Genomic DNA, 14,436 nt, shown 5'->3' on the forward strand with positions numbered 1-14,436 from the left:
ATTTTACCTTCGCATATTTCTGCTACAGATACAAGCAGGAGGCGGAAAAGTGTGTCTGACCTCCCTCCAGGACGGTTAGACCGTCGGAAATAAGCTTTTCCCCCGAGATGTTCAACGCTCCTCAAGATGGTGGCCGATCGCACCAGCCGAGAAGCAGAGCTGATGGCGGGGATATGCAGGCACAGGATGTGGTAGGATGAATTTCCGGCCATCCGCACAATCGATGGTCTTAGGTGTGAGAAAGGGGATCAGGAGCCATGCCCTTGCCCCGACTACGCTTGGCTCAGTTGTACGAAGATCTGGAAGTCAGCATGGCTCAACTCTGTCAGGATGACAGTGCTGTAGCCGCGAGCCGTGCTCGTCTGGAAACCGCCTTGGCGAGCGGGGGGACGATCTACGGCGTCAACACTGGTTTTGGCGCGCTTGCACGCACGCGCATAGCCGCGGAACATCAGCAGTTGTTACAGCGGAATCTCCTGCTCAGTCACGCGGTGGGAGTAGGCGAACCTTTGCCGCCGGCGATCTCCCGCTTGATGCTCCGCTTGAAGCTCCACGCTTTAGGTCAGGGGTATTCCGGCGTGTCTCTGCCGACGTTCCGGCGGCTGCTAGATTTCGATCGGCGCGGACGGATTCCTGTGGTGCCCAGCCGCGGCAGTGTCGGCGCTTCAGGAGACCTGGCACCTCTGGCGCATCTGTGCTTGCCCTTGATCGGTCAGGGGGCTTTCTGGGACGAAACGGGCACGCGCTGCCGGCCCGCCGCCGAAGTGCTGGCCGAGGAAGGTTGGGAACCTCTGGAACTGGCCGCTAAGGACGGCCTGGCCTTGATCAACGGAACCCAATTCATGAGTGCGTGCGGAGCCTACGTACTCGAGAAAGCCCAGCGTCTCTTGGACCTATACGATTTGGCCGCTGCCATGTCCCTGGAAGCCTTACAAGGGAGTATCAAGCCGTTCGATAGCCGGGTGATGGAATTGCGTCCGTATGCGGGAGCCATACAGGTGGCGGCTCACATTCGTTTCCTGCTGCAAGAAAGCCAGATTCTGGAGTCCCACCGTCACTGCGGTAAAGTCCAGGACCCTTACTGCCTCCGCTGCGTTCCTCAAGTGCATGGTGCCAGCCGAGATGCCTTGACCTGGGCTAGCACGATTGTGGAGACCGAACTCAACAGCATCACGGACAATCCACTTGTCTTGTCCGATGGCGATATTCTCAGCGCGGGTCACTTTCACGGTCAGCCGTTGTCAATTGCCCTAGACACAGCAGCCATGGCGCTGGCCACACTGGCCTGTATCGCGGAACGCCGAATCTATCTGCTTCTGGAAGGCCACGATGGACTGCCCCGTTTGCTCATGCGGCAGACCGGCCTCAATTCGGGCTTCATGATCCCGCAGTACACCGCCGCTGCTCTCGTCAGCGAAAATAAGGTTCTCTGCCACCCCGCCTGCGTCGATTCCATCCCCACGAGCCTAGGCCAAGAAGATCACGTCAGCATGGGAAGCGTGGCAGCGCTGAAACTGCTCCAAGTGTATGACAACGTGGAGACCGTATTGGCGATCGAGCTTCTCACCGCCGCCCAGGCCTTGGATTACCGCCATCCCTTGCGGCCCGGACGCGGGGTAGAAGCAGCCCACCAAAGGATTCGTTCCCATATCCCCCATCGCGAAGCCGACTACCTGTTCCACGAAGACTTGCAGCCGATGTTCCGTCTGATCCGCAGTGACGAGTTGCTGTTGGCCAGCGGGTTACGCGACAGGCATCGACCGTCCCATGAGAATCCGTAAGGTGGGATAGGGTGAATACTTTGATCATTCCGATGGTCGCGGCACCGGTTTCTGACAGTCGGCCCTGTGGGAAAGTCTGGCATCGTTCGTGTCAGCAGGCAGCCGGAGAAAGGGGACAAGGTGAGCAGCCATCGGGAAGGATTTCGTGGTAGCGGCTGGGCAGGAGACAATATGCGTGTCACCATTGCCAGTCTGGTAGCGCGGCGAGAACTGCGCGATCAATGGCGGGATCGGCGGACGTTGTTCCTCATCTTCGGTCTGCCGCTGTTGATGTATCCTCTGTTTGTGGGCGTGGGCTTGCTGTTCTGGGCTGCATTGCAAGACAAGCAGTATGTTATCGGCGTGGTGGGGGCTGAGCGCCTTCCCACCGGAGCGGCTCCACTAGGGGCTGCGGCGGGAATGGCAGCGGAGGCGATGTATGCCCGTCAGGTCTACCCCGCCTTGATTCAAGCCGGGCGGTTCCATCCACGGTATCTCCCCCTGACTAGCAATGGCGGTGGAGACCTGCTCCTGCGCTTTCTGAGTGAAGCGGATGAGGAACTCTTGGCCCAACGGGCCATCGATGCTCTGCTAATTGTGGAAGGAAACTGCGCTGAGGAACTCGAGCGCGGCGGGCAACCGGTTTTGCGCATTCTGGCCCGCGAAGGCGAGGAAAACTCCAAACTGGCTGTCCGGCGATTGGCCGATGTCTTGAATCAATGGCAGGAGGATGTCAAAAAAGTCCGCTTCGCCCGCCATAATCTGCCGCCAGATTTCGACGAACCTGTCCGCGTCCACAATCCTCTATCGGACAAACCCCTGGAAAAGCGCTTGTTCGATGAGTTGCGCGACACGCTGGTTAAAGTGATTCCCTTCCTGCTGATCATGTGGATGCTCACAGGGTCGCTTTATCCAGCCATCGATATGACGGCGGGCGAAAAGGAGCGCGGCACCATGGAGACGCTGCTGATCAGCCCGGCTTCGCGCAGTGAGATCGTCACGGGTAAGTTTATTGCCGTAGCTGTGATGGGTTATGCAACGGCGGTGTGGAACGTGATCCTAATGGTCGGGGCAGTCCTGGTCGCGCAGATGTTTTTCCCCCACGAGTTGCTCTCGATGCCGGGCCTCATCGCCGGCATGCTGACAGCCATCCCCTTGGCCATCCTGATTTCTGCTGCTGCCCTCTCTTTGGGAATCTTCGCCCGCAGCACGCGTGAGGGGAATTACTACATGGTACCGATGTTCCTCGTGTTACTTCCCCTGGCGTACTGGAGCATGACGCCCGGAAACGAACTCAATGGACAAACGGCCTGGGTGCCCGTCGTCAACGTGCTGTTATTGCAACAACGTCTGTTAGCTACCCGGCCGGACCCATTCCCTTGGGCAACTGTACCCGTGATTGTAATCTCTTTGATTATCTGCATCACCCTACTCCTGGCGGTGGCCATTGCACAATTCCATCGGGAAGAGGTACTATTCCGAGATGCCCAAGCTCCTGCTCGGGGTTGGTTCCGAAAAAATGCACCTTCACCTGATTAGTTGCTGAAAAGCCAGCGCCTCTGGCGTGAGGCAGCGGGGTGAGATGCAGGGGGATCAGAGGAGCCGCATCGGGCCTCGTCAGGAGGGCCACGCCGCAAACAGCACTTGTACCAAGACTAGTAGGAAAAATCCGATACTAATGACGCCATTGACCTGGAAGAAGGCCTGCTGGACGCGGCTGAGGTCCTCCGGCCGGACGAGGTAGTGTTCATAGGCGAGCAAAGAGCCGACCAGGAGCAAGCCGAGGTAGTAAATAGTCCCTAGGGGTGGAGCCGCCAACGGGAGCAGGGCCAGTAATACGAGCATGATCAAATGACACAGGGCTGCCACGCGCAGGGCAGCGGCCACACCCAAGCGAGCGGGCAGACTCTGCAAGCCAGTACGGCGATCAAATTCTGCGTCTTGACAGGCATAGAGAATGTCGAAGCCCGCGACCCAGAAGGCGACAGCGGCTCCGAGCAAAAGAGGGGCGTACAGAGCTGTCAACCCTCGCAACGCGATCCAACTGGCCAGGGGTGCCAGCATCAACGCTGAGCCTAGCCAAAAGTGTGCCAGTGAGGTGAAACGCTTAGCATACGAGTAGCCGAGAATCCACATGAGCACCGGTCCGCTCAGGTATAACGGCCAGGGATTTGGCGGCTCCCTCCAGAGAAACAACAGCGTTCCTGCGACAAAAGCTAGACAGCAGAGCAAACAGAAGAGAACCACGGTGCGTAGGGACAATTGGCCGGCGGGAAGATGTCGTTGGGCAGTGCGCGGATTCGCCGCATCGTAATGCCGGTCCACAATCCGGTTGAACGCCATCGCTGCGCTGCGGGCACTCACCATACACCAGAGAATGCCCGCCAAGTCCAGAAGCCGGAACGGCTCCTCCGTCCAGGCCAAGACTGCTGCCGTCAAAGCAAAGGGTAATGCAAACACCGTATGGCTGAACCGGATCAACTCCAGCAATCGGCGAACCAACTGTCCCATGAGATATCTTCCCCCCAGAGGGAGGGGTCTAATCCCACTCGTGTATCTTCTTGTCCTTATTTTGCGTTGTTGTCTCGTACCATTCGCTGTCTGTTGTTGTATTACCGCTGGAGTTGTCAGCTTCAGGTGTAACTCCAGCACCCTTGCTAGAAAATGCCGGAAGAGGTCCGCACCTCGAAGGACAGAATGACCCCAGTCTATCGCCGGAACTCCTTTGGAACGAACGCCCGCCGATCAAGCAGTCTGGGAAAACTCCCGAGAGGTAGAGGCCGTGTACCGCCGTGGAAAGGTCTGCGGAAAAATTGGAATATAAGCGGGTTGAGGAATGTCGCAGGGTTCCAATCACGATCATCCTCTTCGAGGAACAATGTCGATGTACGGGATGGGTAGCAGTAGAATCGCCGGTTCTGCGGAAAAACATTCAGAGAGTATTTACCCAGACCGGAGAGTAATCGAAGTGGAAAATAGACCGCCTCGCGAGAGGATCAGGAAAACGTATAATGCCATCGAGGCATGATGGAGCCAAGATCCGGGACCGCGTATGAATACCTCGCTCTACGTAACTCCAGCGGCGCCGATCACGTTGCCCGAACCGAATCCAGCGCGGGATAGTGTGGAGTTGTTGCGGCAGATGCTTCAGGTCCAGCAGGAGCAGTTACACCTGATGAAAGTCCAACTGGCAGCCCAAGATCACGTGGCTAGATGCCGCGCCTTCCTGCAACGGTGGGAAGGAGACTATCCCGATTTGGGGGCCGCCTGCAAACGAGCGTTGCCGCTTCTGGAGCGGGCCTATGTCCATCTTCTGCGGGAGATGGCCGAGCAGATCGGCAACATGGAAGCGGATGAAGTCTGCGATGAATTCTGGCTCAGCGAGTTCATCGATCGCTATGGGATGCGATTAAGTCAGTTGGGGAACATCGTCAGTCAGGTTGCACCGCTGGCCGAAGCGGCTAACACGGCCTCTGGAAATGGGGGGAATTGAACCGCCGGTCTGGGTAAAACATCATAAAGAAGGTGGTGATCTTCAGACTCGCGTTACTGTTTCCAAAAGCTCATCGCCGGTAGTGGTGGCCGGGAGTTAGGGGGCGTAATGAACGAACGGTAGGCTATGCCGGGTCGAAATTGCGTTTATGTGGAATTGGGCCGGTGCAGGGTGGTAGATGGAACCTGATGATTCTTTTGAGAGGTTCCCCTTAGGGGGGCTTGCACGGGATGAAGGTGCGGGAAGCGGTTGAGGAAATATCCAAGCAGCGGAAGGATTAGGCATGGAACCCAGTGCTGCCGAAATTGCCCAACTGAGGGAATTGTATTCCCAAGGCCGGTACATGCAGGCCTGGGCGCTGGTGCAGCAGTTTGCTCCCTTGCGATCCTGGCGCGGGACCTCAGCCCGTTTGATCGGGGGCCGGCTGGCCATGCAGCTTGGGGCGCCGAAGCTGGGACGGCAACTGCATCTCTTGGCCTGGCGTCACGCTCCGGCCCATCTGGAAGCCATCTACTACCAAGCCCGGTATCTTCTGGAACGCTTCGGACCGGTGTCGGCCTGGCGCTTCGCCCGGCGGCATCCGGATTGGTCCGATGCCTCACCAGAATTGCAGGCTGACTGGTGGAGCCTGCTGGGTTTCCTAGCGGGCCGCTTTCGGGATTGGGAACGCGCCGAGCGGTTGTTCCAAAAAGCCGAAAACCTGGCCCCGGATCACCCGTGGACGTTCGTCGAGCGCGCCGGTGTTTATGAGATGGCTGAGAAATACGAACAGGGCCTGGAAGCCGCCCAGCGCGCTTTGGAGTTGCGTCCCTGGTATCGACCGGCCGTACAGGCCGCCGCCCACCTTTTGTTCCGTTTGGGACGCTCGCAAGCCGCTCTGGAATTGCTCTACGAAGGGATGGAGCATCTGGAATGCGGCCTCCTCGCTGCTCAAGCCGCCGTCATCCATTACGAACAGGAGCAGTACACCGAGGGTCTGGCGGCTTTGGAGCGCTTCGAAGCTCTTTCCCCCCTGATGGAGGATGAGTCGCGGCAATGGTTGGCCGCTCGGCGGACCGACATGCTCTTGCGCTTGGGGCGGTATCAGGAGGCTGTGCCTGTAGCCCGTTCCGTCAAGGAAGATTTCTACACGGCACTAGCTGATCGGGTATCCACGCTTGCGGAAACGATGCCCCAGCCCCGGAAGCTACTGTTATCAGAAGGAACACGCTGGCAAGGCCGGCCATGGGACCGGTATTTGGAACAGTGGTGGCAGCAGCCGCCGCCCGTAGCTTCCTGGGATGCCTCGCCGCCGCCGCTCGATGGATTACCCAACATCGAGGATCGTCTGCGCTGGCAGGCGGCCCATTGGCGGGTCCGGGACTTCCGTCTCACGGCCGAATCTGTCGCAGGCCTGATCGCGCGCGGATGCCCTTTCATCGTTCATTTTGTCGAAGCTGGCTATACGCAGCCCCGCCTCGCTATCGGCTATGATCCGCTGCGCAACACCCTCCTGTGGGGAGATGCCGACGAACGACTGATAGGGGAAACACCCCTGGAGGCGATTCTCGAGCGCCAAGCAGCTTTCGGACCGCGAGCCACGGTCTATGTGCCTCAAGCGGCAGCGGATCGCCTGGATTCTCTCCTGCTTCCTGATGCAGAGCTTTATGATGCTCTCGCAGCTATTCAGCAAGCATTGCTGGAGCATGATCGTTTCTCGGCTACTAGAGCTTATCAGCGTCTTCAGGCGGAGCATCCAGATCATCAGGTAACCCTGTTTGCCGCCCTGGCTTTGGCTCACTACGATGCCCACCCGTTGCGGCTGCTGGATTGCTATGAAAAGCTGCTGGCGCGCCATCCCCGTGAGACGACGTGGATACTGGGAAAAGCGGGTGTGCTAAGGGAATTGCATCGATGGGAGGAACGCGAGAGTTTTCTCATCCAACAAGCGCAGCAAGCAGATGTCGATCCACTGATCCTGTTGAATCTGGCGCAGACTTTGATGGTTCGTGCCCCGGAACGCGAGTGTGCCGCCTGGCTGGTACGCCGAGCCTTGCGCCTACGCCCTCTGGCACCTGCGGGGCACTTCCTCTCAGGAGCGTTGGCTTGGGATCGGCAGCGGTTTGCTGAAGCCGTTGAATGCTACCGCTTCGCCTGCACCTTAGATGACCGTGAGGAACAATTCGCCGAGGCTTATGCTCGCACCACGTTGGCCCAAAATCAAGCCCCGGAAGCCTTGCGCTTGTTTCAGAATAAAGGCCCGCGCGCGGAGATGCCTCAGCCGGTAGCCGTCCGCGCCCTCTACTACCTCCTTTGGGATCGGGGAGAACGGGATCATGGGCTGGTTGCCTTGGACCAGGCTATCCGCAAATTGACGGAGCTGTGTCACCGGTCATGGGATAATTCAACGGGCAAGTATGTGTCCGCCATTTCCGAGGCGGGTAGTGATGAATCCAAGATGGCTTTTCGGCTATCAGGCGCCAGCGATGCCGATCGCTCTCCGAGGCCCCAAGAAGCAGCCCCACCTTTTCCTAAGTCTCCCGCCGCGGAAGCCCTAGGGGAATTGTTGCTCTTCCGGGCCGAACAGCATGCCGCCGCTGGACAAGGTGACGCAGCCCGCCAGGATCTGGAGGCGGCACGCCCCCTTACCAATCCCAAGCAATGGCTTCGCACCGCCGCGCGCGTCGCACGGTGCCGGCCGAACTTCGCCGAAGCCCTCACCTTCCTGCGGGAATGGACGCGCCGCTGGCCGTTCGACATGGAAGGCCAGCAGTTCCTGATCAGCGTCCTCCAGGAAACAGAGGGGCGGGGTGCCGTGCGGGCTTACTTGGCTCAACAATGCCAACAGTTCCCTCATCACTATCCCCTGCACAAGCTCCGGGCAGAGTTTCTGAGCAACGATCCGGAAGGAGGCGGAATCGAGGCGGTGCAGGTCCTCCTGGAACAGTCCCAACAGGATGCCTGGGCTTGGCGGCAACTGGCCCTACTGCTCGCAGAACGCAAACGCTTCACCGAAGCGGAACAAGCTCTGGAGCGAGCTGCCCAACTCGAACCGAACCACCGCTGGTATTATGCCACGCGCGTGCAGGTGCTCAAGCGCATGGATCGGGTGGAAGAAGCTCTGGATACGTTGCGGCAAGCTCTGCGCCGCGACATCGATCAGGAGTCGCTCATCGGAGAGCTGTTGGAGTTGAGCCGGGGCCGCGAAGAAAAACAGGCCGCTCTAGATTTCATCGCGGAACAACTGCGGCGGCAACCGCACACCGGCGAGGGTTTGGTGGCGTTCTTGCAGCAATCCCACCAGCTTATCGCCGCACGCGAAGAACCCGACCCTGACGAACATCAGCACCTGTTGGAAACACTTCAGGAAATCTTAGAATGGCGCCCGGATTTATGGTACGCCTGGTCTACCGTGATCCACCAGATGGCTGGTTTGGGACGGCTGGAAGAAGCCGAGAGTCTGGTTCGCATTGCACTCCACCGCTTCCCGTTGGTCGGCAAATTGTGGTTAGATTACGCCCAGGTCTGCCAGGGATTGCATAAGAGTGAAGAACGCCTGGAAGCGCTACGCCGCGCCTTCATGCTGGCTCCCGGTTGGCCAATGGCTGCCCAGGCTCTGACCGAGGCACTGGCGGAACAAGGAGAGCATGAAGAAGCTGTGACCATCTGGAAGTTGGCGGTGCCGCGCAATCCATTGGAGGGAGCAGTTCACGGCATGCTGGCCAACTGTCTCTGGGAAGCTGGACGAGCCGAAGAGGCTTTGCAGCGCGTCCAACTCGCTCTCCAGCACGACCCAGATTATGATTGGGCCTGGAATGTCTTGCAAGTTTGGTCCGAACGCCTGGATCAGCCGGAAATCCCCATTCAGTTCGCCCGGGAGTTGACTCGCCTGCGCAGCGGCAATCCCGAAGTTTGGTTACGCCTGGCCCGCTTGCTGACTCATCCCCAACATCACGCGGAAGCCCTAGAGGCGCTGGACCGTGCTTTGGTGCTCGATCCTTACCGTGTCGAAGCCTATGATCTGAAGGCGGAACGTTTGGCCGAAATGGGTCGCTACGAAGAAGCGCTTGCTGCGGCTCAGCCTCCCCTTCTGGCGGGCAATCTCCCGCTGGTGCTTCAAGGACGGGTTGCCTGGATCGAAGCCCGCCGTGGCAATTATGCGGCTGCCATTCCTCCCATGCAAGCCCTGGTTGCCATCGAGCCAACCTACGTGTGGGGATGGTACCAATTGGCAGAGTGGTACAGTGCTACCGGACAGAACGAGCATTATTTAGAAGCCGCAGGGGAACTCGTGCGGTTGCAACCGGGCCATCCGATGCATTTGGCCATGCGAGGGGAAGCTCGTCTCAAAACAGGCGACCGCGACGGTGGCAAGGAAGACCTGCGCGAGGCTTTGCGTATCGCTCCTGGCTACTCCTACGCGGCCAGTTTGCTTTTCGATGCCTGCTTGGCCGACGACGAGATTCGTGAGGCCCGCCAAGCCCTGGCTCTGTTGCAGGAGCATCTGGCCGGTCCCGAAGTCGCCGTCAAGCAACTGCAATTGGCCGTCCGTCTACGCGATCAGGATACCGCATTGAAAGCCTTCGGGGAAATCTGCGAAGGGACCGGTCAATCCGCCTACCCCTTGCAACTGGCCCTGCAAGAGTTGAGAAACGCCGGCTGGGAGCCGCAAGCCCTCCCCTTGCTCCGGCAAGCCTGGCAAGGGGGAGGACCGTTCCACCCTTGGGTACCAATCCTGTGGATCGAATCGCCGGAGGGTCAAGCTGCGGATCCGGCGGATCGCCTGCGGGCTGTTGAAACACTTATCAAAGCCTATCCCAAATTCGCTCCCGGTTACGACGCCAAGGCGGAACAACTGGCTTTGCTAGGCCGTTATGAAGAGGCGCTCGCCGCTTGCCAGCCCTCCGAAATCAAACCGCTCCCCGTAGAACTACAAGCCCGGGCTGCTTGGATCGAAGCCCAGCGGATGCGCTGGCAGGAAGCGATCACACGCATGCGGCAACTAGCCAATGAACATCCAGAATTCGCCCCGGCCTGGCGCCACCTGACCATGTGGTATAACACCACAGGGCGCTATCGGGAAGCCCTGGAAGCCGCCGAACAACTGGTCCGCTTGGAACCGAAACATCCCCTTTCGTACCTCCTGCGCGGAGAAGCTCGCCAGCGCTTAGGAGATGCCCGGGGCGCTCGCAGCGACTATCAACAAGCCTGGAACCTCGACCCGACGCTCGAAGGAGCAGGAGTCTTGCTGATCCCGGCCCTACTGGCTGACAACGAAATCGAAGCCGCCGTCCGAGTCCATGCCACCTTGGCGGAACATCATGACACCCCTTGGGTCCGCCTGCGTGCATTGCAAATTGCCTGCCATCAGGGAAACCGTGAAGTCGCCCTTACCCGCTTCCATGCTTTGGCTCGTGATCCAGAAGTCACCCTCGATATCCTTCGGGAGGCCGCCCAGAGCTTCGATCAACAGCAATGGAATCAAACCTTGACCGCCGAACTGAAAGAGATCGTCTCGGACCCTGCGTCCGTTCCCGCAGCCGCTACGCTTTGGGTCGAACGACTGGTCGATCTGGGCCAACCGCAACGGGCAATCGAAGCGATTCCTCACCTGCGAACGTCACATCCCTCTGCAGCCCGTGCCGCCTTATTGGCCTTGCTCATCACCCTCTCCCAGCGGGGACAGCCTGTCCAGGGATTGATCACGCATCATGCCGACCTGTTGCGAGCTGATACCGAAGCATGGGCCATTGCCGGCCATGCCTTGGCTAGCACCGGGCAGTTTGCCCATGCTGCGGCTTGGCTTGCGGACTGGCGCTCCCGTCCGGGTCTAACCCCCCAAATGCTCACTCCCTTGGCCTGGGCCTATCGCCTCCTCGATCAGGACCAGCGTGCCGCTGACGTCTGTTACGCCGCTTTGCAACTCCCCGCTTCCGATCACGAACTGGTCCATTTCCGCGCCTGGGCCGCATTGGACGCCGCGCTGGCCAAGCGGACCGACGAAGCCGCTCAACTTCTAGCCCGCCTTGAAGCCGGCTTCCTACCCGCGGAAGTGTTACCGTTGACTCAACTCACCCGCGCGCTACTACTCGTGCTGACAGCGGGAGAACAAGGACGATCTGTCGCCTTCCGCGAAGCCCGGCAACTCCTCCGTGCCACGATTCCCTTCCATGCCCAGATCCCCGGCTTGCTCCGCGCCTACCGCAAGGTGGTTCGCTTGCTCTCCCAGGCCACAGGCTCGTTCTCAGCTCGTTGTTGGGGACTCTACCTGCTGCTGCGCAGTTACCTGCGCTGAGTTCTTTCTGCCACCGTTGCGACCCAAAAAGTTTCTTTCTACCTCCCAGGCTCTGTTCCTGCTCCCTTCAGTAGCGCTCGCCTCTTTCCAAATCCCGCAGCGAAGATTAAGATGGCATACAGTGGACAGGATGGTTTGACACATACCGGCCAGATGACTGGAATTCGGAGAGGTGCCGGAGTGGTTGATCGGGACGGTCTCGAAAACCGTTGTACCCGCAAGGGTACCGAGGGTTCGAATCCCTCCCTCTCCGCTCATAGGACGGGGCAAAATCGTTTAGTTGATTAGCCACAACATCTTACTCTTTCTTTCCTCCGCCTTAGGCATCAACTTCTCTGGCTGGCAAAGCCTCCCGCTTGGCAATGCGACCGAGCACGAGGTATGTGTGGAGTTGCAGCAGGGGAAGGAATCGCCTCTGGGAAGGTAAGGTGGGCAATAATTCGGTGTTTGCAGTTTGCTACTTGAGCGAGGTTTGCGTCTTCCATTCACTCAGCGGAGAGGGCGGGATTCGAACCCGCGGAGGGGTTTTAGGCCCCTCGCCGCTTTAGCAAAGCGGTGCTTTCAACCACTCAGCCACCTCTCCGGAACCCTTTCTAGCCTTCCTTCCGATAAGCCAGCTCAGCAGTTCTACCAACCTCTGCCCTCGCTGCAATTCGAAGGAAGAATAACTCCGTGTACTATACCATATTTTTACCTTCAGGATGCCGTAAGGACAAGGTCGAAACGGGTGACATTCCCTTCGTGGATCGGAGATATCACCGGCCTGCCCGCAGGTAAATGTCCTAGCCAAGTAACCCAAAGCAGCACAGAAGGCAAGGATCGTCGTAGCCTGGAATCCCCATAAATGAAGGAATTGCAACTCATCAGGATCAATACGTGCTGCATTCTGCGATGAGACCGAATTGAGGTTATTCGTCAGTAATCAGTGCGGGTTTACGCCGACTGAGCGTAGCAACCCACGAGTGGAATGTCAGTCTACGGTGCGAAAGGGAGTTACTCGTGCGGCAGATTGTTTGTCAGGACTCATTCGGGGCAACAGTTCTGCCTAATGCAACGTCAAATTCACTCAGCAGTGGTACCAGCATAGCAGCAATTGCTAATCCGAACGCTCCAGCTAGTGCGAGGAACGGCATCAGAGGTTCTGCGGATTCCTGCGTACCGGGTTTACCGATCAACACGGTGACCACGGCGTAGAACATCGCCAAGGGACATGCGACACTGGCTAGGCTCAGGGCTGCCGAGGGGCGGTCCGCACTGAAGACATACAAAAGCCCGCCGATCCCGACCGCCAGAAAGGCCACGAAGCTCAGCCACTGGTTTGCGAAGCTACCGCCGTTGATGATGATGAGGTAAATGGCGATCAAAGTACCTACGGAAAGGAAAAACACGGTTCCTAATGTTTGGACAATCGCTTGCCGGCTATTCGGAATACGGAGGGCCACATGCAACCCCAGAACCACAACAAATGCGAACAGGATCGATATCGCTCCGGAGATAGCCAAGAAGGGACCGAAGTTTAGCTCCAGTACAGTTCGCCAGTCGTGGGCGGGAGAAGGGGGAGCTAATGCTCCGACTATCGCGTAGTAAAGGGTTAGCAGAAGCGGAGGAAGTATATACTCTTTGCAATTGTAGAGAGCACCCAGAATTTTGCCAAAAACGAATTCATAGGGAGAAATATCTGTGACAAGCAGGATATCCAACGTCCCTCCATCCCGTTCGGATGTGATAGCAGTGACAGCTTGGGCAGCGACGAGGAGCAGGCTGAGGATGGTCAGAGGGACGAGTCCGTATGCCGCGGCGAAGGCAGGCCGGCCCCCCGGTCGAACCAACTCCGCATAGGCAAAATAGAGAATAAGCAACAAAACCACTGCAAAGGCGAATTTGACAAGGAGGGGGCGTCGTCCATAAGCCAGAGTGCGAATCTCGCGCCAGAGAATCGGATTATGCCAGACGTGGCGAACCGGACCAGGGGCAGCATGTGCTTGCGCTCGTTTCTCCAGTTCCTCGGACTCGTCCAGTTCTTGCACAGTGTCGGGTGCTTCTCGGGGAACGATCGGCTCGCCACTCGGATTCCAGCGGCGCAGTCCCCAAATACCTATCGTGTTGAGCAACACCGTCCAAGCCAGCATAACTACTGCAAAGCCATAAGCCGGTGCCACACCGTTCCAACCCGCACTCGGCGGCGCCAGAACCGTTTGTAGAGCAGCAAATGGGTCCAGCCATGCCTGCACATGACCCGCCGAAGCAGAAACCGGACTTTTGGGAACCAATAAACCGACGGCCTGGACTAAACCCAAGTACAAGGCCAGAAATAAGACGGACAAAGCCAAGGCTTGAAAGGTCCGCTCGCGCCACAGAGCGACCAAAGCTCCGAGAGAACCAGCGGCTATAGCCGTTGCAGCAAGGATCACCAGCGTCTGAAGCACCTGTTGTGGCGCTATTCCGCCCAGCAAAAGGAGCAACGCTAGGACTGGCGCGGTGATGGCCAGTTGGATCGTGATCGGTAACAAGGCACCGAGCATCTTTCCTAACACAATTTCGTAGTCTCGCATGTCGGTGATCAGGAGCAGGACGAAGGTCCGACGATCTTTTTCCTGAGCCACAGCCCCCGCAGCCGACAGCGTGGCAAAAAAAAGAGTCAACAACAGCAAAACGTAAGATACGATCTGATACAGCAGCAATCCGAAGGCAGCCGTCTCGCCGAGCGAGGCTTCCCGGGTAAAACCGATACTCGCCTGCCAAGTGGTAATACCAAGCACAACTAGCAGCCCGATCATAGCCGCTCGGCTGGCATAGTGACCACTGCGGCGAGGCACCGTTACCACTTCACGACGAAAGATAGGTCCCAGCACGCTAGTTCTTCCCTCCCCGTTTGTTCCCACTCCGCTTCCCGATATCGTTCATTCGAG

Annotated in this window: 6 protein-coding genes and 2 tRNA genes; 5 read left to right on the forward strand and 3 right to left on the reverse strand. The window is 58.4% G+C overall.

The genetic code is table 11. The features are described 5' to 3' along the window. Positions 1 to 257: 257 nt before the first annotated feature. A complete protein-coding gene (hutH, locus tag H0921_RS12925; protein WP_194538802.1) occupies positions 258 to 1,781 on the forward strand; it encodes a histidine ammonia-lyase in 1,524 nt (507 codons plus the stop codon). 171 nt (positions 1,782 to 1,952) lie between these two features. After that, positions 1,953 to 3,299, forward strand: coding sequence for an ABC transporter permease subunit (locus tag H0921_RS12930; RefSeq protein WP_194538803.1), 1,347 nt, complete (start codon positions 1,953 to 1,955; stop codon positions 3,297 to 3,299). Positions 3,300 to 3,377: 78 nt separating this feature from the next. On the opposite strand, the gene H0921_RS12935 is transcribed toward H0921_RS12930, so the two are convergent. Continuing rightward, positions 3,378 to 4,271: a UbiA-like polyprenyltransferase gene (locus H0921_RS12935; RefSeq protein WP_194538804.1), complete on the reverse strand. Its 894-nt coding sequence runs from the start codon at positions 4,269 to 4,271 to the stop codon at positions 3,378 to 3,380. A 541-nt stretch (positions 4,272 to 4,812) separates the two neighbouring features. On the opposite strand from H0921_RS12935, the gene H0921_RS12940 reads away from it, so the two are divergent. The 3 genes from H0921_RS12940 (at position 4,813) to H0921_RS12950 (ending at position 11,780) form a co-directional block, all read left to right on the forward strand. Further along, on the forward strand, positions 4,813 to 5,253 hold the full coding sequence (locus tag H0921_RS12940) for a hypothetical protein (protein WP_194538805.1): 441 nt from the start codon (positions 4,813 to 4,815) through the stop codon (positions 5,251 to 5,253). 283 nt (positions 5,254 to 5,536) lie between these two features. Then, positions 5,537 to 11,527, forward strand: coding sequence for a tetratricopeptide repeat protein (locus H0921_RS12945; protein ID WP_194538806.1), 5,991 nt, complete (start codon positions 5,537 to 5,539; stop codon positions 11,525 to 11,527). Between the two features lie 166 nt (positions 11,528 to 11,693). Beyond that, a tRNA-Ser gene (locus H0921_RS12950) sits at positions 11,694 to 11,780 on the forward strand. 240 nt (positions 11,781 to 12,020) lie between these two features. Here the strand turns inward: H0921_RS12950 and H0921_RS12955 are convergent. Continuing rightward, a tRNA-Ser gene (locus tag H0921_RS12955) sits at positions 12,021 to 12,110 on the reverse strand. Between the two features lie 433 nt (positions 12,111 to 12,543). Then, a complete protein-coding gene (locus tag H0921_RS12960; protein WP_194538808.1) occupies positions 12,544 to 14,379 on the reverse strand; it encodes an ABC transporter permease family protein in 1,836 nt (611 codons plus the stop codon). Positions 14,380 to 14,436: the final 57 nt, after the last annotated feature.

Origin of the sequence: Thermogemmata fonticola (genome assembly GCF_013694095.1) — a bacterium.
Lineage (GTDB): Bacteria > Planctomycetota > Planctomycetia > Gemmatales > Gemmataceae > Thermogemmata > Thermogemmata fonticola.